A 24,993-nucleotide genomic window follows, 5' to 3' on the forward strand; every position below is an offset into this window, starting at 1 on the left:
ACTCCGTGCCCCCACAAGAGCGAGCCCCCGCACGGCGATTGCCGTGCGGGGGCTCGTCATGCAGCCGGCTGCGGTGAAACCCGCGGGGGCCGGTGGTACCGGCCGGCTCCCGGTCCGTCCTCCTGGACGGGCGACCCGCTGCTGGTCCGTCGACCCAGCGGGTCCGGCAGACCTAGTAGACGCTGACGCCGTAGGCGCTCAGGGCCTCCGTCACCGGCTGGAAGAAGGTCGTGCCGCCGGAGGTGCAGTTGCCGCTGCCGCCGGAGGTCAGACCGTACGCGGTGCCGTCGCTGCCGTAGAGCGAGCCGCCGGAGTCGCCGGGCTCGGCGCAGACCGTGGTCTGGATGAGACCGGAGACGATGTCGCCGCCGCCGTAGTTCACGGTCGCGTTGAGCGCGGTGACCCGGCCGCTGTGCGTCCCCGTGGTGGAGCCGTCACGGATGACGGTGGTGCCCACGGCCGGGGTGGCCGCGCGGGTGATGTCGACGCCGTTCGCGGTGCCGGGGCGGCTGACGGAACCGGTGTAGCGCACGATGCCGTAGTCGTTGCCCGGGAAGCTGGAGCCGGCGGTCGTGCCGATGGCCGTGGTGCGGGCGGAGTTGGAGTACCAGGTGCCCGCGCCGTCGGTGCAGTGACCGGCGGTCAGGAAGTACTCGACACCGCTGCTGCTGCGGACGTTGAAGCCGAGGGAGCAGCGCCAGCTACTCGCGTAGATGGCGTCGCCGCCCTGGATGAGCTTGCTGAACGTACCGGGCGTGCGCTTGATCTGCAGCGCGCCGGCGTCGGCACCGGCCTGCTGCTTGATCTGCGCGATCTCGGCCTGGGACACCGTGCTGTCGACGGTGACGACGACCCGGTTGGTCTTGCTGTCGACGGCCCAGGCGGTACCCGGGATGTCGGCCTCCAGCACCGATCCGCTGACGCTCTTGAGCTCGGCGGAGCTGAAGGTGGTGGGTGTTTCGGACGCGTTCGCGCTGGGGATCGCGATCGCGGCGGCGGCCACGAGGCCGGTGGAGACGGCGATCAGCCGGGTGCGTCTCGAGATGCCGCTGCGGGGGGTGGTGCGCTTGATCCTCACTTCTCGTTCCTCCACAAAGGAAGTAGGGGGCCCCGTGGGGTTCGGGCCCGTGAGGCGCAGTCAGGGGACCGGCCGTCCGGATTCCGAACATGCCGTGCCCCTGACAAGCGCTGGGGGTGAGTATTCGGCCGAACGACCGGTCGGCGCAAGAGTGCCTTTCGGCCGTCACCCGCCCGGAGATGACCGGAAGTCGCCCCTCCGATTCTTCTCCGGTTCCCCTTCGGGTCCTTCCGGCCGCTTCTGCGGATCTCCTCCGAACACCTTTGCGGACGCCGGTTCAGCAGTCGCAGCCGCAGTCGCAGCCGCCGTCCTCGCCGCAGCAGCTGCAGCACTCACAGCAGTTGCAGCAGTCGCAGCAGCCGCCGCAGTCGTACCGGGAGCAGACCGTGTCCTTGCGCTCCCGGCTCCAGGGGTCCTCGTAAGTGCCGCAGCACATCTGGCACGTACAGGCCAGCCCCAGCCACACGGCGCAGCCGGCGAGCAGCCCGCGCCGGTCGCGGCGCGGCGGATCGGGCGGCATCGGGCCTCCGGGCATGCCCGGTGTGCCGGGCGGTGCGTAGGGGCCGGAGCCGTGGGCACAAGAAACGGTGTCGAAGGCACGGTGGACGGAGTTGGGCAGTTCATGGACGAGCAGCCGGTGCGCCAGAGTGCCGTCGCCGAACTCCACCTCGCGCAGCGCGAGCCGGATGCCGTGCACGGCGTCGTCGGCGAGCCGGCGGGCCTCGGTGAGGGGGGTGCCGGTGGCGGCGAGGGGGTTCCACGCGCCCGCCGCGGCGTCGGCCTCCCGGTCCTCCACGGCGTCCAGGAGATGGGCGAGCCGGCCGAAGAGACGCCCGGCCTCGGCGAGCGGCCCGGCGTTGTGCGGGCGCCCGGCGAGCACCGCGGTGTGCGCGAAGGCCGCCGCGGTGGCGGTCTCGGTCGGTTCGGTGACGGTGAGGATCGGGGTGCCCGGCCCGGCCAGGACCTCGATGCCGGCCTGCCGGTCGACGGCGTCGACCAGGACGGCCGTGTCGAACCCGACGTCCGAACCGGTCCGCGCCCCGGCCCGGTCCCAGCTCGCGGCGACGCGGCGAGCGGCGAGCGCCACCGGCCGGCGGGCCAGCAGCCCGTCCCCGTCGGCCACATGGTCGCGCACCTTGGCGGAGGCCAGGACCAGCGAGACGGCCGCCGCGAGTCGCGCGCCCTCACCGTGCGCGACGGAGGCGGTCCGCATGCCGCGCAGCGGACACGGCCCCGCCGTGCGCCGTCCGGCGTCCGCGCGCATCGCCTGAGCCTCCGTCAGGACCGAGACGAGCAGCCCGTCGTAGTTGGTGACCACGCGTGCGAGCTGCCCGTGGTCCCCGCGCAACGCCAGGCACAGTCCGCACAGATGCGCCGTCCACTGAGTCGTGAGTCGTTCACCGAGCCGATGCCGGCAGGGCCTGACCATTCCGAACATGACGTTCCCCCGTGGGTGCCGCGAAGTGGAGCGGCGGCATCGTATCGACTGTCGCGTTCACCCGTACGCGCCGTTCATCACCCATACGCCGAGAAGAATCATATTTCACTCACAGTCAGCATCCGCTTACGCCAAGGCCCTTGGGGGGCTTGGGCTCTCGACGGATTCTCCGTGCACCAGTACCGTCACAAACCCCCCGCGCGGCGTCCCATCACTTGGCGCGCCATCCGCATCATGGACGACCATAGGGATGCGGAAAGCAAGAAGGACCGCTGTGAGAGGAGGCGTCCATGGGATCGGTACGCAAGGCAAGTGCCTGGCTTGGCCTCGTCGACGACAACGAAGACGAGCGTTACTACGACGACGACTACTCCGACGGGACCGAGCCGGGGGACGCCTGGGTCACCGATCCGCGGGTCAAGGTGGCCACGGACGTCGCCGAGGAGAGGGGCCGCCGCATCGGCACGGTCACCCCGGACAGCTTCCGGGACGCCCGCGCCATCGGCGAGCTGTTCCGGGACGGGGTCCCCGTCATCATCAACCTCACCGCCATGGACGCCGGTGACGCCAAGCGCGTCGTCGACTTCGCCGCCGGGCTGATCTTCGGTCTGCGCGGTTCCATCGAGCGCGTGTCCAACCGTGTGTTCCTGCTCAGCCCGGCCGACACCGAGGTCGTCAGCGGAGAGCCCGCGGTACACCGGTCGGACGGCTTCTACAACCAGAGCTGAGGCAGGGCCGCTCGTCGGCCCTGCCCCCACCGGGCCTACCGGAACGCGTCGATTCCGGTGAGCGCCTTGCCCAGCACCAGCTGGTGCATCTCCACGGTGCCCTCGTAGGTGAGCACCGATTCGAGGTTCGTCGCATGCCGCATCACGGGGTATTCGAGCGAGATCCCGTTGGCGCCGAGGATGGTGCGGGCCGTGCGGCAGATGTCGATGGCCTCGCGGACGTTGTTCAACTTGCCGAAGCTGACCTGCTCGGGACGCAGGCGGCCGGCGTCCATGCGCCGCCCGAGATGGTGGGCGAGCAGTATCCCCTTGTGCAGTTCGACCGCCATGTCGGCGAGTTTGGCCTGCGTCAGCTGGAACCCGCCGATGGGCCGCCCGAACTGCTCCCGCGACTTCGCGTAGTCGACGGCGGCCTCGAAGCAGGCGCGCGCCGCGCCCATCGCGCCCCAGACGATCCCGTACCGGGCGTGCGTCAGGCAGCTGAGCGGTCCGCGCAGCCCGGTCACCTCGGGCAGTACGGCGTCGGCGGGCAGCCGTACGTCGTCGAGGACCAGCTCGCTGGTGACGGAGGCGCGCAGCGACCACTTGTGCTTGATCTCCGGCGCCGAGAACCCGGCGCTGTCGGTGGGCACCACGAACCCCCGGATCCCGTCGTCGGTCTGCGCCCACACCACGGCGACACCGGCCACGGATCCGTTGGTGATCCACATCTTGCGACCGTTCAGGACCCAGTCCCCGCCGTCGCGCTTGGCGTACGTCCGCATGGCCGCGGGGTCGGAGCCGTGGTCGGGTTCGGTGAGCCCGAAGCATCCGATGACCTCACCAGCGGCCATCTTCGGCAGCCACCGCTGCTTCTGCTCCTCGCTGCCGAACCGGTGGATCGCGTACATGGCGAGCGAGCCCTGTACGGAGACCAGGGACCGGATGCCGGAGTCGGCGGCCTCCAGTTCCAGGCAGGCGAGCCCGTACTGCACGGCCGAGGCGCCCGCACAGCCGTAGCCGCGAAGGGGCATGCCGAGCGCGCCGATCCCGCCGAGCTCCCGGGCCAGTTCCCGGATGCCGGGCAGTTCGCCCTTCTCGTACCAGTCGGCGACGTGGGGCAGCACCCGGTCTCCCGCCCAGGCGCGCACGGTGTCCCGGACCGCCAGGTCCTCCGGCTCCAGCAGGTCGTCGAGACCGAGCGGGTCGGCCGGGTCGAAGGGGGGCAGCTTCGCTGACTTCGCTGACGCGGACATGGGACACCCTCCGAGGATCTGACCGGGGCGGAGCAGGCCGGCGCACTTGTCAACTAGCGCTGCTAGTCACGGCTTGGACCGACCTGACGTTACGACGCGGTGTCGCGCACGTCCACCCGGCCCGGCAGCGGTGTGCCTCACACCGAGACACGGGAGTTTGCGGCCGCCCGCGGCGCGGGCACCTCGGCGGCTTTGCCCGATTCGCCCGAGGGTGCATCGGCGGGCACATCCGTGGACACGTCCGCGGGGGCCTCGGCCGGCATGTCCGCGGGTGCCTCCTCGGCCGTCGCCGTCTCGCAGTGCATCGCCCTCGGCAGCCGCAGCGCCATCGCGGCCCCGAGCAGCAGCAGGCCGGCGCTGACCAGCAGGGTCACATGCAGCCCGTGCACGAAGGCGTGGCGTGCCGCGTCCAGCAGGGCGGATCCGGCGGGCCCGCCCAGTCGGGTGGCGACCTCGTGGGCCTCCCCCAGCGAGTGTCCCGCCGCCGTGGACGCCGACGCGGGTACCCCGGGGACGCCGGTGAGGCCGGGCGCGTAGGCGGCGTTCATGACACTGCCGAGGAGCGCGATCCCGATGCCGGCGCCCAGCTGGTACGAGGTCTCGCCTATGGCGGCGGCCCCGCCCGCCTGTTCCGGGGGCGCTTCGCTCAGCATCGACTCGTACGCCCCGAACAGGGTGGTCTCCAGGCCGAAGCCGAGCAGGACGAATCCGCTCAGCAGCAGGGTGCGGTTGTCCTGCTCGCCCATCGCGGTCAGCAGCAGCACCGCGGCGGCCGTCAGACAGAAGCCGAAGCAGACCATGCGGCGCGGCCCGAACCGGCGCAGCAGCCGCGCACCCGCCAGCCCCGCCGCCATCGCCGCGAACGTCAGCGGCAGCAGGCGCAGTCCGGTCTCCAGCGGGGACAGTCCCAGGACGAGCTGGAGGTACTGCGCGGCGATCAGTTCCAGGCCCACCAGGGCGAGCATCGCCAGCACGATGCAGCCCACCGACGTACTGAACGCCGGCCGGGCGAACATCCGCAGGTCGACCAGTGGATGCGCGCGTCGCCGCTGCCGGCGGACGAAGGCGGCCAGCAGGGCGGCGCCCGCGACCAGCGCCAGGGCGGTCCACACACCGCCGCCGGCGGCGGATTCGCCGCCGCCGAGCCGCTTCACGCCCAGGACCACCGCGAACAGCCCGGCGGCGGCCATCAGCGCGCCCGCCACGTCCCAGGGGCCGCTGCCGTCGCCCTTCGACTCCGGCAGCAGGATCCGCCCCACCGGGAGGCTGACCAGCATCAGCGGAATGTTGATGAGGAAGACCGAACCCCACCAGAAGTGCTCCAGCAGGAACCCGCCGAGCAGGGGTCCGACCGCCGCACCGACCGCGGCGACCGCGCTCCAGATGCCGATGGCGAGCGCCCGCTCGCGCCGGTCCGGAAAGACCTGCCGCAGGATCGACAGCGTCGCGGGCATGATCATCGCGCCGCCGACGCCCAGCAGCGCCCGCGCCGCGATCAGCACCTGCGCGTTGTCCGCGAGGGCCGCGATGCCGGAGGCGACGCCGAACAGGGCGTAGCCGAGCAGGAGTACGCGTCTGCGTCCGACCCGGTCGCCCAGGGTGCCGAACAGGATCAGCAGTGAGGCGCAGACCAACGGGTAGGAGTCGACGATCCAGAGCAGTTCCATCCCGCCGGGCCTGAGGTCCTCCGTGACGGCGGGGACCGCCACGTGCAGCACGGTCGCGTCGACGGCGACGAGCAGCAGACTGGCGCAGAGGACGACGAGTACCACCCAGCGGTTGGCACCGGCCCCGGCCGCCCTACGGCGCAGCGCGGCGGCCGTGGTCGTCCCGGACATGCACAGACCTCCCAGATGTTCCCTCGCGCTCGGCGGGCCCGCGGGGTGGGGGGACTCCCCCCGCGACTCGACCGGAGAGGAGCGGTGTGGCCTCCGGCCTGCGCAACGAACGGCGAGTGACACGTCAGCGTACGCGAGGGAACGGCGGTATCGAGTGGCGGGCCTCTCACAGATTCGGCAGAAACGTGTGGCGTACACCACTTTCTTTCGGGTTCCTTTCGGGCCGCCTCCGGTACCTTCCGGTCGTCCCCGTGGCCCGTACGCCCTGCCGGGCCGCCCGTCCGGGTGGGCAGCCCGGCAGGGAGGACCGGACGCGTGGCGGGCCGCCCCGCCACGCGTCCGGTCGATAATCGGGCCCGTGACCGATCTCGAGACGCGTGCCCTGCCGTCCCGCCCCGGTGTGCTGCGCCGGGCCGCGCCGGCGCTCCTCGGGTACGCGGCCGTGCGCGCCCTGGGCCTGGTCACCCTGGCTCTGTGGAGCGAGGCGCGCGGCAAGAGCGCGTACACCCTGCTGACGGCCCGCTGGGACGCGCTCTGGTACACGAGGATCGCCGAGCTGGGGTACGGCTACGAGGTGCGCCTCCCGAACGGGGACGTGCACTCGAACCTGGCCTTCTTCCCCCTGCTCCCCTGGCTGGAGCGGCTGCTGGCGGCGGTGTCCCCGCTGTCGTACGCCGACGGGGGCTTCGTCGTCGCCGTGCTGGCCTCGCTCGCCGCCGCCTGGGGGATCTTCGCGGTGGCGGACCACGTGCACGGGCCGCGGGTCGGGGTGTGCGCGGTGCTGCTCTGGGCGGTGCTGCCGGTCGGTGTCGTCCAGTCGATGGCGTACAGCGAGTCCCTGTTCACGGCACTCGCCGCGTGGTCGTTGTACGCGGTGCTGACCGGGCGCTGGGTGACGGCCGGGGGGCTGGCGTGTCTGGCCGGCCTGACCCGCCCGGTGGGGCTGGCGGTGGCCGCGGCGGTCTGGGTGGCGGGCCTCGCCTCTCTCGCGCACAGCCGCCGCTTCCCCGCCGGCTTCCGCTCGTTCGGGGGAAGCCGGGGTGCGGCAGCGGTGGGCGGCGCGCGCTCCGGGGAACGCGCCGCACCGCACGAAGACACCCGGCGTGTTCCCGCACCCGAGGGCGCGCACGTGCCGCCGGGCGCCCCCGGCGTCCGCGTCCGCCGGGCGCTCGGCATGTTCCTCGCTCCGCTCGGCGCCGCCGGTTACGTTCTGTGGGTCGGCCACCGGACCGGGAAGGGGCCGTTCGGGTATCTCGATGTGCAGGCCGGATGGCGGAACGGGTTCGACGGGGGTTATGCCTTCGCCCGGTTCACCCTCGAGAAGTTCACGTCGTTTCCGTCGGCCCTGGCGGGGCTCGGACTGGTCCTCGGAGTCGGTCTGCTGGTGCGGCTGTACGTGATCTGCGTACGGCAGCGCCAGCCGCTCCCGCTGCTGGTGTACGCCGGTGTCGTCACCGCCCTCGCCCTGTGCGCGTCGAGCTACTTCGGTTCGAAGCCACGTCTGCTCATGCCTGCCTTCCCGTTGCTGCTGCCCCTCGCGCAGGGCCTGGCCCGGCTGCGTACGCCCAGGTCGGCGCTGGTGGTGGCGTCCGTCGCGGTGGCCTCGGCGATGTACGGAGCCTTCTGGCTGAACGGTTCCGGTCCGCCCTGAGCCCGCCCCCGCCCCGCCCGCCGGCGGTGAGCACCGGGGAAATTCCGCGCCATCCCCTGGTGAACGAATTCCAAAAGCGCGATAAATCTTCGCCATCGAATGATCAAAAGAATTGAGGGAGACGATGTCCGGGGATTATCGATTCACCAAGAATAAAGGTCACCCTGAGAGTAATCCCACATCACATCGTCATCACAAAGCCGCTGATTCGGCGGGGCTGCGCGTTCACTCCCTGTAACGTCGATTGGGTGCGTACCGAACGTAAGCCCACCCGTCTGGACCGGGTGTTCGCGAGGCTGGATCGTGAGCCGGAACGACCGGCTCACATCGACATGCCCCGAATGAGCCGGCACCGGACGGTGCTCTTCGGCTCCGCCCTGGCCTTCTACGTGGCGATCGTGTGGGCCGTCGTCATCACGTCCTGGCTGGTCCGGCTGGACTGGCGGGTGATGTTCTTCCGCCCCTACGAGCAGTGGGCACAGCTCCACGCCTTCGTCGACTACTACGTGGTGCTCGGCCAGCGCGGCCCGACCGCGGTGATGGTCGCCGCCTGGCTGGGCTGGCGCTCCTGGCGGCAGCACACGCTGCGTCCGCTGCTCGCGCTAGGGGTCTCCCTGCTGCTGCTCAACATCACCGTCGGTGCCGCGAAGTACGGCATGGGGCGCCTCGGACCGCACTACGCCACCGAGATCGGATCCAGCGAGATGTGGCTCGGCGGCAGTATATTTCCCAGCGGCCACACCGCCAACGCCGTGGTGACCTGGGGAATCCTGGCCTATCTGGCCTCCACTCCGAGAGCCCGGCGCTGGCTGTCCGCCCTGTCCGCGGTGACCTCGCTCGGTGTCGGTCTGTCCACCGTCTACATCGGCACCCACTGGCTGAGCGACGTACTGCTCGGCTGGGTGGCCGGCCTGCTGATCCTGCTGGCGCTGCCCTGGTTCGAGCCGATGATCGCCCGTGCCGAGGACCGGATCTTCGTCTGGCGCGACCGCCGGCGCGAGCGCCGGTACACACGTCAGGGCCGTACGGCGCCCGCCGCCCCCCTGCCCGCCGCAGCGCCGGTCGTGCTCAAGCCGCTCGCCGACCGCGAGGACACCGCGGCCCCCGAGCCGGTCTCCGCGTCCCGTTCCACCACCCGGTCACCCGTCTACCTGGCGCCCGGCCCGCACACGGGCCGGGCGGAGCGCAGTCCGGTCACCCCGACGGGCAGCCGCCGCCCGTCGCACGGGGAACGCCAACCGCGCGGCAACGCGCCGTCGGCCCGCTCCTGACGGATCCCGGGGCGCCGCCGTGTCTCAGCCCTTCCAGGACCGCGCCACGCTGCCGTCCCTCACCTCGAAGTTCAGCCGTCCCACGAGGTACTCCATGGTGATGATCGCCCCCGGCGGCAGCGCCCGCACCGTCGACCAGCCGCGCTCGCGCGCGAGCTGCTCGGCGCGGTCCGCGGGCAGGCCCACATAGGCGTCCGGGCTGTCGTCGGGTTCCGCGGAGGGTGTCGGAATGGGTGCCATACGGTCACGCTATGCCCTGCCCGGCGGACGGGGAAGGCCCGGCCGGGAACACGCTCCGAGATCCCCCGAGGGTCACACTTCTGTCACAGGATCACGACAGGCGTTTATGTCCGCGACCATCACACGAATGGGTGATTCGGCGTCTCTTCCGGAGGAAGTCGTGGACAATTCCCGAGCGTCGCGCCGGGGCACGAATAAATCCGGCAGCGGGCCCCGGAAGAAACGTCCGGGGCCTCATGCATTTCGCCGTCCGCATGCCCGTGAAGGCGTTACCGCACAGAATGTTCGCGTTTCCCTCACACGGCCCGCCGTCTTCGCGGTCCCGGCGCGGGAACCGGGACCGCGGCCGATGCCTCAGGGCTTGTAGGCCAGGTGCGGTACGTCGAAGCAGGTGCGGTTCATGTCGCCCTGGGAGATCCAGCCCTCGCCGTCCCGCCAGCGGGCCACCGACAGACAGGTCCTGCCGGCCCCCGGCGGTTCGGGCGAGCGGGCGAACGTGACGGGAAGCAGCAGCCCGCCCGCGGTGTAGCCGTGGGCGCGGTTCACGAAGTCGTCGACGCACGCGCGCGTGACGCCCGTGCGGGCGCCCGTGCGCGCACAGGACCTCGCCGCGTCGGTGAACCAGCGCGCGGCGGCCCACCCCTCCGACTGCCACTGGGAGTGTGTCTTCAGGCCCTCGGTGGCGGCCCGGAACTCCCGTACCGCCTTGTGGCCGGTGTCGTCGAAGTTGCGGCTGGAGCCGGTGGCCCACAGGGCGTTGCGGCAGTGCGGGGCGTCCTTGTAGTCCTCGGCGACGGTGGACGTCCAGTTCCGCACGTTGGTGACCTTGGCGGTGACCCGGGCGCCGGCCTCGTCCATCGCCTGGCAGAGGCGTGCGTTGCCGTGGCTGTCGATGGAGTCGAAGACGAGGTCGGCGCCCTGCTGTTTCAGGTCGGCGGCCACCGCGCGGAAGTCGGGCAGGGCGAAGTCGACCTCCTCGGTGACCACCTTGTAGCCCTCGGTCCTCAGCCCCCGCTCGACGAGCCTGGCGTAGGCGGCGGACGCGGACTGGTTGTAGGAGACGACGGCGGCCGTGCGGGCACCGTACTCGCGCTTGAAGTAGCGGTAGACCTCGGTGCCCCGTACAGCAGCCCGTTCCAGCCGGGTGTGCCGTTCCGGGGCGCCGTGCCGCCGTGGATGCCGTACAGGTGCGGGTAGGTGTCGTGGGCCGCGCCGATGGGCTGCCCGCCGATGTCGGGCACGCGCGCGTGGGAGACGCGGGAGGCACCCGCGTAGTCCAGGGCGGTGGTCGCCACCAGGGCGACGACGTGGTCCTCGTCGATCAGCCTGTGCACGCACTCGTTGTTGCCGACACCGCTGCCGCCGTCGTCGCACAGACGCACTTCGACCCGGCGGCCGTCGATGCCGCCCCGCGCGTCGAGGCGGTCGAAGTAGGCCTTGGCACCGTCGCGCGGGCCGGTGAAGGCGCTGCCGCCGACCGGGCTGGTGGCGCTGGTGATGATGCCGACGCGGATCGGCTCGGTGGTGGCCCGGGTGGGCGCGGGCGGGCGGCCGTCGTGCTCGAAGTCGCTCTCCGGCAGGCGGCTGCCGCAGGCCGCGGTCAGGGCGAGCAGCAGGACTGCGGCGACTGCCTCAGCACCCCGGGACGGCCGTGGCCGAGCCATTGCCACTCTGTTGCACCAGCGCGCACAGGGTCTTGGTGGCCCCCGGCCCGGGCCTGACCGTGCTGCTGGGCCGCAACGGCTCCGGCCGTACGACCGTCCTGCGCGCGCTGGCCGGTACGGTGCCGCTGTACGGCGGGGCGGTGGTGTGGGACGGCGCCGACGTGACGGGCGTACCGGCCCATGCTCGGGCCCGGCGCGGGATGCGCCTGGTGCCGGAGCGGCAGGCGGTGTTCGACTCCCTCACCGTGCGCGAGAACCTCGTGCTCGCCGCTCCCGCGCGCGCCGGGGTCGGCTCCTCCGGCGACTTCGCGGTCCGCGGCGCGACGGCCCTCGACCCGGCGGCCCTCGACGCCTATCCGGAGCTGCGGCCGCTGCTGGAGCGCCGCGCGGGCACCCTTTCCGGCGGTGAGCAGCGCATGCCGGCCCTCGCACGGGCGTTGTCGGCCCACGCGCGCGTGGTGCTCGTCGACGAGCCCGCTCAGGGCATGTCGCCGGCGGTCGCGGCCCGCACGTACGGACTGCCGGCCGCGGCCGCGCTCCACGCGTGCGTGGTGATCGCCGAACAGCGGCTCCCGTCCGCGCTGCGCGACCGGCCCGCCTTCGTCTACGAACTGCACCGGGGTGCGGTGGTGTTCGCCGGGGAGGCGGGGGGAATCCGGCCGCCGGACCTGACACCGGAGGCCCCGTCCGGGCGGCCGAGGACCGGCGGCCGCCCGGACGGGGCCTCACCTCGGGTGGACCGGGCCTCACCTGGGGCCCTGGTCCACCCGGAACGGTTCAGAGCGCGAGACGCTGTCCGGGCATGATCACGTCGGGATCGCCGCCGATGACCTCCTTGTTGGCGGCGTACAGCCGCTGCCAGGTGGTTCCGTGCCGGGCGGCGATCCCGCTCAGTGTGTCGCCCTTGCGGACGGTGTAGTAGCCGCCGGACGAGTCCTGCTTCGCGTCGCCCGACGACTGTTCCGGTGCCTTCGCCGGCTTCGCCGGGTCCTTCTGCGCGGGCTCCGGGTCGACAGCGGGTGCGCTCCCGGACGCCCCGGCGCGTACCGAGCAGGTGGGCCAGGCGCCCCACCCCTGGGTCTGCTGGACCTTGGTGGCGACAGCGATCTGCTGGGACTTGGTGGCCCGGTCGGCGGTCGGCGCATAGGCCGTGCCGCCGAAGGCGCGCCAGGTGGAGGCGGTGAACTGCAGCCCGCCGTAGTGGCCGTTGCCGGTGTTCATGTGCCAGTTGCCGCCACTCTCGCACTGCGCGATGCGGTCCCACACTCCGCTGTCCGCCGCCGCGGCGTTGCCGGTCCCGGCCAGCAGCCCGAGGGGCGCGAGCAGTGCCGCGCCGGCCAGAACCGCCGCCGTACGGGGCCTCTGAACCTTCCGGGCGTCGTCGTGGATGTTGCCGCGGGTGTTGCCGGCACATTCGAACATGTAGTTCCCTCTCCAAGGACTCGGGGTCCCCCAAGGCGGAGCGCCGCCACCACGTCATGGGACGCCGTGCGTCAACGCCCGAACCGGCAGGATCAAGCAACTCCCCGTCCTCCCAGGCCAGTTCACCTTTACCCTAAGTAGCGTCAGTTTCCGGACACCCACTTTATTCCCCTATTTCCTGATTTACCGACCGACACGCCGGATGCCTCGTGAGCCACTTCATCCGGGTAACACCATTGATGTCGCAGGCAGTTGACGACGAGTGTCCGATTCCGCGCCGGAAGTGACCGTGTGCGCCAGATGGTTCGATTCCGTTCGCTCCAGGGCGTGACTCCCCCCGCAGATCGCCCGTTGTCTTCTGTATGAGCCGGGGACCCACCCGGACCACGGGCCGGGAGCCCCCGGCCTCGCCACGCACCGCATCCCGAGGGAGCCACCCGTGCCGCGCATGCTCGACGTCAGCGACGAGGTACGCGCCGAGATCGGCGACGAAGAAGCCGACCGCCTGCTCGCCGGAGATTCCGCCCCGGGCGGCTACGACTGCACCTCCTGCCGCACCCCGGGCGACCCGGAGCAGGAGCGCACCAGCACAGTCCTGTTCATCGGGGACGAGACCGCCGTCCTCGCCTTCGCCCACTCCACCTGCCTGCCCTCGCAGGTCGTCCAGGTCACCGAGGAGCAGCTCCAGGGAGCCGTGCGGTCCATCGGCGGAAACGACGCCGCGCCCGCACAGGCCGCACCCGCCATGCGGGCCGCACACGTCGCACCGGGGCACACCGCACCGGAGCAGGTCGTACCGGAGCAGGCCGTGCTCGGCGTGACCAGCGGACTGGTCCTGATCGCCGGGGAGCTGCACCCGGCCCTGGTCGTCGAGCCGACCGCGCCGGTCGCGCGGCCTGGTTCGCTCGCGTCCGGCGACGACTTCCTGCCGCTGCTCGCCGAACAGGGCTTCATCCCCGTGACCGAGCTGTCCACCACACCGCCCGTGCTGCACGGCTGGTCGGTACTGCTGGCCGTGGGCCAGTTGCACGCGGTGCTCCAGCCGAATCCGAACGGCGGACAGCCGGTGGCCTGGTGGCAGGCGCACCAGCCGCTCCAGGTCACCGAGGGCTGGCGAACGGCCGCCAACAAGCACCAGCAGGTGCTGCTGTTCGCGGCCCCGGTCGGCTCGATCGGCCGTCAGCCGCGCGAGGACCTGCTGCGCGACGCCCTGGACCGGGCGGCGGCGAACGGAAGGCTGGTCGCGGCGGCACTGCCGCTCGCCGGCCTCTGACCGGCGAAGAGCGTCGGCCGTCGGACGGGCGAAGGGGGTCGGCCGTCCGACGACGGCCGTCCGGCCGGTGACCGGCGAAAACCCCACGTGGGCCGCATCCCTTACCGGGCGGGGTCGTTTGGAGATATGTGCACGCATACGACGCTCCCCGCCGCCAGACCTTCCCGTTGGTCCCCGCCCCGGTGCGGTCGGCTCAGGGCTCCACGAGCGGCCCTTCGGCCACGCCGATCTACGACGCGCTCTACGCCGAGTACGTGAAGTCCTTCCGCTCACTGCCGGGCGACCGCAGCGGCGAGGAGAAACTGGGCTTCACCGCCTTCGGAAGCATCCCGCACAGAACGAGCCCCTCCGCCGGTACGGACTCGTCCGTCGGCCACGGTTCGGGGACCTTCGGCGGTTCCCTCGGCGGCGGATCGTACGGCTCCTACAGCGCGGGGGCGAGCAGCGCCCGTCAGACCGCCGGGCAGCAGCCGCAGTGGCAACAGGTCACAGCGGTCGGCCGGCACGCCATCGGGATGCACCACGTGCCGGCGGCACTGCCCCCGGCCCCGCGCCGGGAGTCCTGACCGAGGGCCACCGAGCCCGCAGACGAGGCAGGGTGAAGGGGGCGGTCCCGTTCGGGACCGCCCCCTTCATCCTGTGTGCCGTCGGGTCACTTCTTCTGGCCGCGCTTTTCGCGCACCCGCACCGAGATGTGGATCGGCGTGCCCTCGAAGTCGAACTCCTCGCGCAGCCGGCGCTCGATGAACCGCCGGTAACCCGCCTCGATGAAGCCGGAGGCGAACAGGACGAACCGCGGCGGCTTGGTGCCGGCCTGCGTGCCGAACAGGATGCGCGGCTGCTTGCCACCCCGCACGGGGTGCGGGTGGGAGGCGACCAGCTCGCCGAGGAAGGCGTTCAGCCTGCCCGTCGGGACACGGGTCTCCCAGCCCGCCAGGGCCGTCTCGATCGCCGGGACCAGCTTCTCCATGTGGCGTCCGGTGCGGGCCGACACGTTCACCCGCGGCGCCCACGTCACCTGGCCGAGCTCGGTCTCGATCTCCCGCTCCAGGTAGTAGCGGCGCTCCTCGTCGAGGGTGTCCCACTTGTTGAAGGCCAGGACGAGCGCCCGCCCCGCCTCTACGGCCATGGTGACGATGCGCTGGTCCTGTACCGAGATGGAGTCGGCGGCGTCGAGGAGGACGACGGCCACCTCGGCCTTCTCCACGGCGGCGGCGGTGCGCAGCGAGGCGTAGTAGTCGGCGCCCTGCTGCAGGTGGACGCGCTTGCGGATGCCCGCGGTGTCGACGAACTTCCAGGTCTTCCCACCCAGCTGGATCAGCTCGTCGACCGGGTCACGGGTGGTGCCGGCGATCTCGTTGACGACGACGCGCTCCTCACCGGCCACCTTGTTCAGCAGCGAGGACTTGCCGACGTTCGGGCGGCCGATCAGGGCGACCCGGCGGGGGCCGCCGACCACCGTGCCGAAGGTCTGCGCGGGTGCCTGAGGCAGCGCCTCCAGGACCTGGTCCAGCATGTCGCCGGTGCCGCGGCCGTGCAGGGCCGAGACGGGGTGCGGCTCGCCCAGGCCCAGGGACCACAGATAGGAGGCGTCGGCCTCGCCGCTCGGGCCGTCCACCTTGTTGGCGCACAGGACCACCGGCTTGCCCGCCTTGCGCAGCAGCCGGACGACGGCCTCGTCGGTGTCGGTCGCGCCGACCTTGGCGTCCACCACGAACACCACGGCGTCGGCCGCCTCGATCGCGTACTCGGCCTGCGCCGCCACGGAGGCGTCGATACCGAGGACGTCCTGCTCCCAGCCACCGGTGTCGACGACCTTGAAGCGGCGGCCGGCCCACTCGGCCTCGTAGGTGACGCGGTCGCGGGTGACGCCGGGCTTGTCCTCGACGACGGCCTCGCGGCGGCCGATGATGCGGTTCACCAGGGTCGACTTGCCGACATTGGGGCGTCCGACGACGGCGAGCACGGGCAGCGGACCGTGTCCGGCGGCCTCGATGGCGCCCTCGACGTCCTCGAGGGCGAAGCCCTCCTCCGCGGCGAGCTCCATGAACTCCGCGAACTCGGCGTCACCGAGCGCCCCGTGGTCGTGCTCGTGCTCGGCCGAGCCGTCGGGCTGGATGTGGTCGTTCATGAAGTCGTACCTCGTTGTCCATCGTGGTCGGTGGAATGCCCGGTTCCGGGTGATCCACTACTCAGTGTCGCCTAGCGCCCGGTGAGGCGTCTGGCGTTTTCCAGGTGCGCGGTGAGCTGCTTCTGGATCCGCTCGGTCGCCGCGTCCAGCGCCTTGCGGGTGCGGCGGCCGTCGCCGTCGCCCGCGTCGAACGGGTCGCCGAAGACGACGTCGACACGGGAGCGCAGCGGGGGCAGCCCCTTTATCAACCGTCCGCCCCGCCCGGAACTTCCCAGCACGGCGACGGGCACGATCGGCGCGCCGCCGCGCACGGCGAAGTACGCGAGCCCCGCGCGCAGCGAGGCGAAGTCGCCCTCGCCCCGGGTGCCTTCGGGGAAGATGCCGAGGACGCCGCCCTCCCGCAGGACGCCGAGCGCCCGGGAGATCGCCGTGCGGTCGGTGGTGGCCCGGTCCACCTTCACCTGGCCGATGCCGGTCAGGAACGGGTCGAGCGGTCCGACGAACGCCTCCTTCTTGATCAGGAAGTGCGTCGGCCGGGGCGCCACGCCCATGACCATCGGTCCGTCGATGTTGTGGGAGTGGTTCACGGCGAGCACCACCGGACCGGTCGCGGGCACCCGCCAGGCGCCCAGCACGCGCGGCTTCCACAGCCCGTACATCAGGCCGACGCCGATCCGCCGCCCGACCTCGGCGCCCCGCGCCGACGGAAGTTCGGTCACCGTCCGGCTCTCTTCTCCTCGACGAGGGTGACGACACACTCGATGACCTGCTTCAGCGTCAGGTCGGTGGTGTCCACCTCGACCGCGTCGTCCGCCTTGGCCAGCGGGGAGGTCTTGCGGCTGGAGTCGGCGGCGTCCCGCTTGATCAGGGCCTCGCGGGTGGTGTGCAGGTCGGCGCCCTTCAGCTCACCGCTGCGGCGGGCGGCGCGCGCCTCCGGGGAGGCGGTGAGGAAGATCTTCAGGTCGGCGTCGGGCAGCACGGTGGTCCCGATGTCGCGGCCCTCGACGACGATGCCGGTGACGGCGGAGCCGGCGATCGTGCGCTGCAGCTCGGTGATCCGGGAACGCACCTCGGGGACCGCGCTGACGGCGCTGACCTTGGAGGTGACGTCCTGCTCGCGGATCGGACCGGCCACGTCGACACCGTCGACCGTTATGGTCGGTCCCGCCGGGTCGGTGCCGGAGACGATCTCGGGCTTGCCGGCCACGGCGGCGATCGCGGAGGGGTCGGTGACGTCGATGCCGTTGGTGACCATCCACCACGTGATCGCCCGGTACTGGGCGCCGGTGTCCAGGTAGCTCAGGCCGAGCTGTGCCGCCACGGCCTTCGACGTGCTCGACTTGCCCGTGCCGGACGGACCGTCGATGGCGACAATCACTGGCGTGGCGCTTTCCACAGTGGGGACCTTCCTGGACCTGGCTGGCGGGGAGCGGGGCGCGACTGCCCTGGACAAGGTTACTGGGTGTATGTCCCCCGATCGGCCCTACCCGCTCCCGGCTGCGCGCAGGGCCCCGGAAGCGGTACGGGCGCTGTCGCGGGACACACCGCCCGCCCGCCGCCCGGCGGGTGCTACTGGCGGATCGCCCAGCCCCGCTCCCGGAGTGCCGCGGTGAGTACCGGGGCCGCGTCGGGTTCCACCATGAGCTGCATCAGACCGGTCTGCTGCCCGGTCGCGTGCTCGATGCGCACGTCCTCGATGTTGACGCCCGCACGTCCCGCGTCGGCGAAGATGCGGGCCAGTTGGCCCGGCTGGTCGTCGATGAGCACCGCCACGACCTCGTAGACGCGCGGCGCGGAGCCGTGCTTGCCGGGGACCCGGACCTGCCCGGCGTTGCCGCGGCGCAGCACGCCCTCGATGCCGGTGCTGCCCTCGCGGCGCTTGTCCTCGTCGGAGGACTGCAGCGCGCGCAGGGCCCGCACCGTCTCCTCCAGGTCGGTGGCGACGTCGGTGAGCAGGTCGGCGACCGGTCCGGGATTCGCGGAGAGGATGTCGATCCACATCCGGGGGTCCGAGCCGGCGATCCGGGTCACGTCCCGGATGCCCTGCCCGCACAGCCGTACGGCGGCCTCCTCGGCGTGCTCCAGGCGCGCTGCGACCATGCTGGACACCAGGTGCGGCATGTGGGAGACGAGGGCCACGGCACGGTCGTGGGCGTCGGCGTCCATGACGACCGGCACGGCCCTGCAGTGCGAGACCAGTTCGAGGGCGAGGTTCAGCACCTCGGTGTCGGTGTCCCGGGTGGGGGTGAGCACCCACGGGCGGCCCTCGAAGAGATCCGCGCCGGCGGCCAGCGGGCCGGACTTCTCCCGGCCGGACATGGGGTGGGTACCGATGTATGCCGACAGGTCGAGCCCCCGCTGCTCGAGCTCACGGCGCGGACCGCCCTTCACGCTGGCGACGTCGATGTAGCCGCGCGCCGCACCACGGCTCATGGCCTCGGCGAGGGCTTCGGCCACGTGGGCGGGCGGGGCGGCGACGATCGCCAGGTCCACCGGCCCCTCCGGCTCCCGGTCGGTGCCGGCGCCGAGCGCGGCGGCCGTACGGGCCTGCTCCGGGTCGTGGTCGACGAGGTGGACGACGACGCCCCGCCGGGACAGGGCGAGGGCGGCGGACGTGCCGATCAGCCCGGTGCCGATGACGAGTGCGGTTCTCACTGGGCGATGTCCTTGCGCAGGGCCGCCGCGGCACCGAGGTACACATGGGCGATGTCGGCACGCGGCAGGTCGGACTCGACGTGCGCGAGGATGCGGACGACGCGGGGCATGGCGCCCTCGATGTCCAGTTCCTGGGCACAGATCAGGGGGACGTCGACGATGCCGAGCTTGCGGGCGGCAGCGGCGGGGAAATCGGAGTGCAGGTCGGGCGTGGCCGTGAACCAGATGCTGATCAGGTCGTCCACTGCCAGACCGTTGCGCTGCAGAACAGCGGTGAGCAGGGCGCCGACCTGCTCCTCCATGTGGCCGGACTCGTCCCGCTCGAGCTGGACGGCGCCCCGGACCGCTCGTACCGCCACGGCGATGCTCCTTGCTGGTGCGCTGATGTACGGGTGTACCGGAGTGCCTGCGTGTTCACTCGCCGGCACTCCGACGTGGGTGTCGGTCGTCCAGCCTAGTCAGAACGGGCGCGGCCGGTGTCCGGTGCCCGCCCGCCGAGACGGACGGCGCGTCCGGTGCCAGACTGCTGGGGTCCCCTCCACCTCGCCCACGGTTCTCTCCCCCCGGAGGTGACGACATGCCCCCTCCCGAAACGCGGCGCACGGTCCTTCTCGCGACAGGCGCGACGGCACTGGCCGCCGGCTGCGGCGGGGGCGGGAACAGAGCGAGGGTTCCTCGCCGGACTCCGCCACGGACACCGCCGCGCCCCACGCGTCGGCAGGCCGGGAACTGGCCTCGACCGGCGACGTCCCGGTAGGTGGAGGGGTGATCCTCAAGGACGAGAAGATCGTGGTGACGCAGCCGGAACAGGGCGACTTCAAGGCCTTCTCGGCGATCTGCACCCACCAGCACTGCCTCCTGGCGAACGTCCCGGACGGCACCGTCAACTGCGCCTGCCCCGGTAGTCGGTTCCGGATCACCGACGGCTCGGTGGACCGGGGCCCGGCGACCAGTCCGCTGCCTTCGGAGCAGATCACGGTGGAGGGAAATTCGATTCGCCTGGTGTGAGCCGCCGCATACGCTCCCGGGCATGCGCCCCGAGCACCTGGTCCGCGACCACACCGTCTACGCCTGCGTCATGGGGTCGCGTGCCTTCGGTCTGGCCGCGGAGGGCAGCGACACCGACCGCCGGGGCGTCTTCCTCGCCCCCACTCCCCTGTTCTGGCGCTTCGAGAAGCCGCCGACCCATGTCGAAGGACCGGTCGAGGAGCAGTTCAGCTGGGAGCTGGAACGCTTCTGCGAGCTGGCCCTGCGGGCCAACCCCAACATCCTGGAGTGCCTGTACTCCCCGCTCGTGGAGTACGCCGACGACACCGGACGCGAGCTGCTCGCCCTGCGCGGCGCGTTCCTCTCCCGCCGGGTCCACGAGACGTTCACGCGGTACGCCTACGGCCAGCGCCGCAAACTGGAGGCCGACGTCCGCGCCCACGGGGTGCCCCGCTGGAAGCACGCCATGCATCTGCTGCGTCTGCTGGCCTCCGCCCGCGACGTGCTGCGCACGGGCACCCTCACGATCGACGTGGGCGAGGAGCGCGAGTCGCTGCTCGCGGTGAAGCGGGGCGAGGTCGCCTGGCCCGAGGTCGAGGCGCGGATGACGCGCCTGGAGCGGGAGGCCGGGGAGGCCGCCCGCCGCAGTCCGCTCCCCGCAGGACCGGACCGCCGACGGGTGCAGGACTTCCTCGTCCGCACCCGCCGCGCCTCGGCCCTCCGGGCGGGTTAAAAACGGGCGTCCCAGAGCGTACCGAGCGCCAGCAGCTCCTCGCGGTACTCGATGCGGTCCGCCCACTCGGCGGGCCAGGCGTCCGCGCCCAGGTGGGCACCGGCGAAGGCGCCCGTCAGGCAGGCGATCGAGTCGGAGTCGCCCGCGGTGCAGGCGGCGCGGCGCAGGGCGGTGAGCGGTTCGTCGACGAAGAGCAGGAAGCAGAGCAGGCCGGTCGCCAGGGCCTCCTCCGCGATCCAGCCCTCCCCCGTCGCCAGGCACGGGTCGGTCTCCGGCGAGACGGTGCGCACGGCGTGCTGGAGGCGTTCCAGGATGTCCAGGCACTCGTCCCAGCCGCGGGTGATGAAGTGCTCGGGGGTGGGGTCCTGGGCGCGGGTCCACAGGTCGCCGAGCCAGAACTCGTGGTAGCGGGTGCGGTTCTCGTAGGCGTAGGAACGCAACAGGCCGATCAGGCCGGTGGGTTCGGCGCCCTCGGCGAGCAACCGTACGGCGTGCGCGGTGAGGTCGGAGGCGGCGAGCGCGGTCGGGTGCCCATGGGTGAGGGCCGACTGCAACTGGGCGGCGCCCGCGCGCTGTTCGTCACTCAGCCCGGGGACCAGACCTATGGGCGCGACCCGCATGTTGGCGCCGCAGCCCTTGGAGCCGACCTGGGAGGCGTCCTGCCAGGGCCGGTCCTCGCGGGCCAGCAGGTGGCAGGCCTTGAGGCAGGTGTTGCCGGGGGCGCGGTTGTTCTCGGGCGAGCGGTACCACTCCACGAACTCCTCGCGCACCGGACGCTCCAGCCCTTTCGGGGTGAGCACGCCCCGGTCCATCGCCGTCCGCAGGCCCCTCCCCAGAGCGAGGGTCATCTGGGTGTCGTCGGTGACGATCGCCGGCTTCGGCAGGTCCATCCCCCGCCAGGGACCGAACTTGGCGAGGATCGACGGAACGTCGTTGAACTCGGTCGGGAAGCCCAGCGCGTCCCCCAGGGCGAGTCCGGTGAGCGCACCTGTGGCGGCGCGCTTGGTGACGGTGGTCGTGGTCATGCGGGACGTCCTTCCGGAGTCGGCCGGAGCAGTGGTGGGTGGAGGGTGGCGGCGGTGCCCGCGCGGTACAGCGCGGCGGGTTTGCCCCGGCCGCCGGTGAGGCGCGCGGCGCCCGGGACGGCCTCGACGAAGCCCGGGGTGGCGAGCACCTTGCGCCGGAAGTTGGGTCGGTCGAGCGCGGTGCCCCACACGGTCTCGTAGACCTGCTGCAGCTCCCCGAGGGTGAACTCGGGCGGGCAGAAGGCGGTGGCGAGGCAGGTGTACTCGAGCTTGGCGCCGACGCGTTCCCGGGCGTCGGCCAGGATCCGGTCGTGGTCGAAGGCGAGCTTCCGCGCGAAGTCGTACGGCGTCCAGCGGGCCTGTGCCGCGTCGCTGCCGCCATGCGCCTCGGGAGCGTGGGGCAGCAGCGCGGCGAAGGCCACGGACACGACGCGCATCCGCGGGTCCCGACCGGGTTCGCTGTAGGTCCTCAGCTGCTCCAGATGCAGCCCGGACACGTCCGTCAGCCCGGTCTCCTCGCCCAGCTCGCGCCGCGCGGCGCCCTCCGCGGACTCGTCCGGCCGGACGAAGCCCCCCGGCAGCGCCCACCGGCCGGCGTACGGCTCCTGGCCGCGTTCGACGAGCAGCACGTGCAGCGCGCCCCCGCGGATCGTGAACACGGCGAGGTCGACGGTGACGGCGAAGGGTTCGAAGGCGTACTTGTCGTAGCCGTCCATGACCCACACCCCCTTTTATAGTCAGGACGACTATAAAAGGGGGTGTGGGTCGGCGACAAGCCTTTAGAGCTCGACCTCCTGCATCAGCATGCCGACCTCGGTGTTCGACAGCCGGCGCAGCCAGCCCGACTTCTGGTCGCCCAGGGCGATCGGCCCGAACGCCGTGCGCACCAGCTTGTCGACCGGGAAGCCGGCCTCCGCGAGCATGCGGCGCACGATGTGCTTGCGGCCCTCGTGCAGGGTCACCTCGACGAGGTAGTTCCTGCCGGTCTGCTCGACGATGCGGAAGTGGTCCGCGCGCGCGTAACCGTCCTCCAGCTGGATGCCGTCCTTCAGCCGCTTGCCCAGGTCGCGCGGGACCGGTCCGATGATGTGCGCGAGGTAGGTCTTCTTCACCCCGTACCGCGGGTGGGTCAGCCGGTGCGCCAGCTCACCGTGGTTGGTGAGCAGGATGACGCCCTCGGTCTCGGTGTCGAGCCGGCCGACGTGGAACAGCCGGGTCTCCCGGTTGGTGACGTAGTCGCCGAGGCACTGACGCCCATCGGGGTCCTCCATGGTGGAGACGACACCGGCGGGCTTGTTCAGCGAGAAGAACTGGTAGGACTGGGTGGCGACGGTCAGCCCGTCCACCTTGACCTCGTCCTTCTCGGGGTCGACCCGGCGGCCCTGCTCCAGCACGATCTCGCCGTTGACCTCGACCCGCGCCTGCTCGATCAGCTCCTCACAGGCGCGCCGGGAGCCGTACCCCGCGCGGGCGAGCACCTTCTGCAGCCGCTCGCCCTCCTGCTCGGCGCCCGGGAAGGTCTTCGGGAGCTTCACGTCCTTCTTGCCCGCGTACCGGTCGCGGTTGCGCTCCTCGATCCGCGTCTCGTACTCGCGCGAACGCCCCGGGGCGGTACGACCGCCCCGGCCGCCGCTCTTCTGGGACGGCGGCTTGGCGCCGCCACGGCCGGACTTGGGGCCGTCCTTGGTGTCCCCGGGGCCCACGTCGTAGCGGCGCTCCTCGGGGCGGGGCTTGTCGGGGCGGCCCTGCCCCTGCCTCTGGCCCCTGTTGCCGCCTGCCCCGCGGGGGGTACCGCGTCCGCCGCTCTTGCCGCTGCCGCTGCTTCGCATCACAATTCCGTGTTCGTAGGGGGACCGTCGTCCGGGTCCGGGGCGTCCGGATCGAACGACGGTACGGCTTCCTGGGTCTCGGCCTCGATCGCCTCCGCCTCCGGGAGGAAGGGCGCGAGCTCCGGGAGCTCGTCCAGACCGCGCAGGCCCATCCGCTCCAGGAAGTAGTTCGTCGTCGTGTACAGGATCGCACCTGTTTCGGGTTCCGTGCCCGCCTCCTCGACCAGACCGCGCTGCAGCAGGGTGCGCATGACCCCGTCGCAGTTCACTCCGCGTACGGCGGAGACCCGGCTGCGGCTGACCGGCTGGCGGTAGGCGACCACCGCGAGGGTCTCCAGGGCGGCCTGGGTGAGCCGGGCCTGCTGGCCGTCCAGGACGAAGCCCTCGACGGCCGCGGCGTACTCGGGGCGGCTGTAGAAACGCCAGCCGCCGGCGACGATCCGCAGCTCGAAGCCGCGCCCCTGCACGGTGTACTCGTCGGCCAACGCGCGCAACGCGTCCGCGACCTGGCGTCTCGGCCGTTCCAGTGTCTTCGCCAGGTGCTCCTCGGTCACGGGCTCGTCCACGACCATGAGGACCGCCTCCAGGGCGGGCCCGAGGTCGAGGTCCGCGACGGTGCGCAGCCCCGCGGGAACGTCGGTCGTGTCCTCGCTCACGCCTTCTCCTCCTCCGGCCGTCCCTCCGGCCGTCCCTCCGGCCGCTCCTCCGACTCCCTCTGCTGCTCGGGCGGCCGGTCGAACTCGTCGGTGACGGCGGGGGCGACGTCCCCGTCACCGCCGGTCCAGCGCACGGTCAGCTCGGCGAGCGCGGTCTCCTGCTCGAGGGCGACGGCCTTCTCCCGGTACAGCTCCAGGAGCGCGAGGAAGCGGGCGACGACGGTCAGCGTGTCGTCGGTGTCCTCGATCAGCTCCCGGAAACCGGCCTCGCCGAGTTCCTTCAGCCGTGCGACGACGATCCCGGCCTGCTCCTGCACGCTGACCAGCGGCGCGTGGATGTGGTCGACGTACACCTGCGGCTTGGGCTTGGGCTGCATCGCCTTGACGGCGAGCCTGGCGAACCCCTCCGCGCCGATGTTAATGACGACCTCGGGCAGCAGCTCGGCGTGGTGCGGCTCGAGCCCCACGGTCCGGGGGTGGCGCCGGGCCTCCTGGTCGAGCCGCCCGTCGAAGATCTCCGCGATCCGTTTGTACGCCCGGTACTGGAGCAGGCGGGCGAACAGCAGGTCCCGGGCCTCCAGCAGGGCGAGGTCCGCCTCGTCCTCCACCTCGGCGGCGGGCAGCAGGCGTGCCGCCTTGAGATCGAGCAGGGTGGCCGCCACGACCAGGAACTCGGTCGTCTCGTCCAGGTCCCAGTCCGGTCCCAGTGCCCGGATGTACGCCATGAACTCGTCGGTCACCCTGGACAGCGCGACCTCGGTGACGTCCAGCTTGTGTCTTGAGATCAGCTGAAGCAGCAGGTCGAACGGTCCCTCGAAGTTCGACAACCGGACCTTGAACCCGCCGTCGCCCTCCTCGGTGCCCTCGGTGCTTTCGGCACCCTCAGCCCCCTCACCCGCCTCAGGGCTCCCGGGTGCCGGCTCGGGCGGCCGCCCGGCGTCCGGTACGTCCTCCAGGGCCGCCGGAGCCGGAGCCTGGACCTCGGGGGGAGGCACGGTCATCGGTCCCGGTCCCTCGGCCCCCGCCTCCGCGGGCGGTGTCACCGGCGGCGCGACCCCCGGCCCCCGCCCCAGCGCACGCCGGCGGCCGGGCCGCGGACCGTGGCCGGTGGCGGGGGTGTCGTTCGAGGTCATGGCCTC

General features: G+C 72.0%; 23 protein-coding genes and 2 pseudogenes. 8 read left to right on the forward strand and 17 right to left on the reverse strand.

Annotation, left to right across the window (positions count from 1 at the left end):
- Positions 1-172: 172 nt before the first annotated feature.
- Together ACVW19_RS06335 and ACVW19_RS06340 are read right to left on the reverse strand one after the other, a co-directional pair.
- Positions 173-1,078, reverse strand: coding sequence for a S1 family peptidase (locus ACVW19_RS06335; protein WP_457457373.1), 906 nt, complete (start codon positions 1,076-1,078; stop codon positions 173-175).
- Between the two features lie 277 nt (positions 1,079-1,355).
- Complete coding sequence (locus ACVW19_RS06340) at positions 1,356-2,516, reverse strand: DUF5685 family protein (protein ID WP_457457375.1); 1,161 nt, start codon at positions 2,514-2,516, stop codon at positions 1,356-1,358.
- A 290-nt stretch (positions 2,517-2,806) separates the two neighbouring features.
- Here ACVW19_RS06340 and ACVW19_RS06345 point away from each other — a divergent pair, with 290 nt between their 5' ends.
- Positions 2,807-3,244 carry a cell division protein SepF gene (locus tag ACVW19_RS06345; RefSeq protein WP_457457377.1) on the forward strand — a complete coding sequence of 146 codons (438 nt, stop codon included), beginning with the start codon at positions 2,807-2,809 and terminating at the stop codon, positions 3,242-3,244.
- Positions 3,245-3,279: 35 nt separating this feature from the next.
- Here ACVW19_RS06345 and ACVW19_RS06350 read toward each other — a convergent pair whose 3' ends face one another.
- Positions 3,280-4,479, reverse strand: coding sequence for an acyl-CoA dehydrogenase family protein (locus ACVW19_RS06350; protein ID WP_457457379.1), 1,200 nt, complete (start codon positions 4,477-4,479; stop codon positions 3,280-3,282).
- 137 nt (positions 4,480-4,616) lie between these two features.
- Entirely contained in the window at positions 4,617-6,317 is a 1,701-nt protein-coding gene (locus tag ACVW19_RS06355; RefSeq protein ID WP_457457380.1) for an MFS transporter, read from the reverse strand.
- 358 nt (positions 6,318-6,675) lie between these two features.
- On the opposite strand from ACVW19_RS06355, the gene ACVW19_RS06360 reads away from it, so the two are divergent.
- On the forward strand, positions 6,676-7,968 hold the full coding sequence (locus ACVW19_RS06360; RefSeq protein ID WP_457457382.1) for a mannosyltransferase family protein: 1,293 nt from the start codon (positions 6,676-6,678) through the stop codon (positions 7,966-7,968).
- Positions 7,969-8,216: 248 nt separating this feature from the next.
- The gene (locus ACVW19_RS06365) at positions 8,217-9,239 is read left to right on the forward strand and encodes a phosphatase PAP2 family protein (RefSeq protein WP_457457383.1); all 1,023 of its coding nucleotides are present in this window, start codon (positions 8,217-8,219) and stop codon (positions 9,237-9,239) included.
- 24 nt (positions 9,240-9,263) lie between these two features.
- On the opposite strand, the gene ACVW19_RS06370 is transcribed toward ACVW19_RS06365, so the two are convergent.
- Positions 9,264-9,479: an I78 family peptidase inhibitor gene (locus ACVW19_RS06370; RefSeq protein WP_457457385.1), complete on the reverse strand. Its 216-nt coding sequence runs from the start codon at positions 9,477-9,479 to the stop codon at positions 9,264-9,266.
- A 354-nt stretch (positions 9,480-9,833) separates the two neighbouring features.
- Positions 9,834-11,143: pseudogene (locus ACVW19_RS06375) on the reverse strand (ABC transporter substrate-binding protein).
- Between ACVW19_RS06375 and ACVW19_RS06380 the strand changes: the two are divergent.
- Positions 11,131-11,949: an ATP-binding cassette domain-containing protein gene (locus tag ACVW19_RS06380; protein WP_457457386.1), complete on the forward strand. Its 819-nt coding sequence runs from the start codon at positions 11,131-11,133 to the stop codon at positions 11,947-11,949. The pseudogene ACVW19_RS06375 and the gene ACVW19_RS06380 sit on opposite strands and share 13 nt — an antisense overlap.
- Here ACVW19_RS06380 and ACVW19_RS06385 read toward each other — a convergent pair.
- Positions 11,921-12,565, reverse strand: coding sequence for a LysM peptidoglycan-binding domain-containing protein (locus ACVW19_RS06385; RefSeq protein ID WP_457457387.1), 645 nt, complete (start codon positions 12,563-12,565; stop codon positions 11,921-11,923). The two genes, ACVW19_RS06380 and ACVW19_RS06385, sit on opposite strands and share 29 nt — an antisense overlap.
- Before the next feature lie 439 nt (positions 12,566-13,004).
- On the opposite strand from ACVW19_RS06385, the gene ACVW19_RS06390 reads away from it, so the two are divergent.
- Together ACVW19_RS06390 and ACVW19_RS06395 are read left to right on the forward strand one after the other, a co-directional pair.
- Positions 13,005-13,838: a hypothetical protein gene (locus tag ACVW19_RS06390; protein WP_457457389.1), complete on the forward strand. Its 834-nt coding sequence runs from the start codon at positions 13,005-13,007 to the stop codon at positions 13,836-13,838.
- A gap of 128 nt (positions 13,839-13,966) precedes the next feature.
- Positions 13,967-14,404, forward strand: a complete 438-nt coding sequence (locus ACVW19_RS06395) for a hypothetical protein (RefSeq protein ID WP_457457390.1) — start codon at positions 13,967-13,969, stop codon at positions 14,402-14,404.
- Positions 14,405-14,490: 86 nt separating this feature from the next.
- Here the strand turns inward: ACVW19_RS06395 and der are convergent, their stop codons facing one another.
- The 5 genes from der to aroH form a co-directional block, all read right to left on the reverse strand.
- Positions 14,491-15,969, reverse strand: coding sequence for a ribosome biogenesis GTPase Der (der, locus tag ACVW19_RS06400; protein WP_457457392.1), 1,479 nt, complete (start codon positions 15,967-15,969; stop codon positions 14,491-14,493).
- 71 nt (positions 15,970-16,040) lie between these two features.
- Positions 16,041-16,688, reverse strand: a complete 648-nt coding sequence (locus ACVW19_RS06405; RefSeq protein WP_457457394.1) for a lysophospholipid acyltransferase family protein — start codon at positions 16,686-16,688, stop codon at positions 16,041-16,043.
- On the reverse strand, positions 16,685-17,365 hold the full coding sequence (gene cmk / locus ACVW19_RS06410) for a (d)CMP kinase (protein WP_457457396.1): 681 nt from the start codon (positions 17,363-17,365) through the stop codon (positions 16,685-16,687). The genes ACVW19_RS06405 and cmk overlap by 4 nt, the downstream gene beginning before the upstream one ends.
- Before the next feature lie 173 nt (positions 17,366-17,538).
- Positions 17,539-18,624 (reverse strand): prephenate dehydrogenase, encoded by a 1,086-nt coding sequence (locus ACVW19_RS06415; protein ID WP_457457398.1) that lies wholly within the window; start codon positions 18,622-18,624, stop codon positions 17,539-17,541.
- Positions 18,621-18,983, reverse strand: coding sequence for a chorismate mutase (gene aroH / locus ACVW19_RS06420; RefSeq protein WP_457457400.1), 363 nt, complete (start codon positions 18,981-18,983; stop codon positions 18,621-18,623). The genes ACVW19_RS06415 and aroH overlap by 4 nt, the downstream gene beginning before the upstream one ends.
- A 218-nt stretch (positions 18,984-19,201) precedes the next feature.
- Between aroH and ACVW19_RS06425 the strand changes: the two are divergent.
- Both ACVW19_RS06425 and ACVW19_RS06430 read left to right on the forward strand, forming a co-directional pair.
- Positions 19,202-19,632 (forward strand): annotated as a pseudogene (locus ACVW19_RS06425) (Rieske (2Fe-2S) protein).
- A 22-nt stretch (positions 19,633-19,654) separates the two neighbouring features.
- Positions 19,655-20,344, forward strand: coding sequence for a nucleotidyltransferase domain-containing protein (locus ACVW19_RS06430; protein WP_457457402.1), 690 nt, complete (start codon positions 19,655-19,657; stop codon positions 20,342-20,344).
- Here ACVW19_RS06430 and ACVW19_RS06435 read toward each other — a convergent pair.
- From ACVW19_RS06435 to ACVW19_RS06455, 5 genes are all read right to left on the reverse strand, one after another.
- Positions 20,341-21,369, reverse strand: coding sequence for an ADP-ribosylglycohydrolase family protein (locus ACVW19_RS06435; RefSeq protein WP_457457403.1), 1,029 nt, complete (start codon positions 21,367-21,369; stop codon positions 20,341-20,343). The two genes, ACVW19_RS06430 and ACVW19_RS06435, sit on opposite strands and share 4 nt — an antisense overlap.
- On the reverse strand, positions 21,366-22,085 hold the full coding sequence (locus tag ACVW19_RS06440) for an NUDIX hydrolase (protein WP_457457405.1): 720 nt from the start codon (positions 22,083-22,085) through the stop codon (positions 21,366-21,368). Before ACVW19_RS06440 ends, ACVW19_RS06435 begins: the two co-directional genes overlap by 4 nt.
- Positions 22,086-22,148: 63 nt before the next feature.
- A complete protein-coding gene (locus tag ACVW19_RS06445) occupies positions 22,149-23,198 on the reverse strand; it encodes a pseudouridine synthase (protein ID WP_457457407.1) in 1,050 nt (349 codons plus the stop codon).
- Entirely contained in the window at positions 23,198-23,854 is a 657-nt protein-coding gene (gene scpB / locus ACVW19_RS06450; RefSeq protein ID WP_457457409.1) for an SMC-Scp complex subunit ScpB, read from the reverse strand. Before scpB ends, ACVW19_RS06445 begins: the two co-directional genes overlap by 1 nt.
- Positions 23,851-24,987 (reverse strand): segregation/condensation protein A, encoded by a 1,137-nt coding sequence (locus ACVW19_RS06455; RefSeq protein WP_457457411.1) that lies wholly within the window; start codon positions 24,985-24,987, stop codon positions 23,851-23,853. The genes scpB and ACVW19_RS06455 overlap by 4 nt, the downstream gene beginning before the upstream one ends.
- Positions 24,988-24,993 lie beyond the last annotated feature (6 nt).

It is taken from the genome of Streptomyces sp. TE5632, assembly GCF_054061295.1.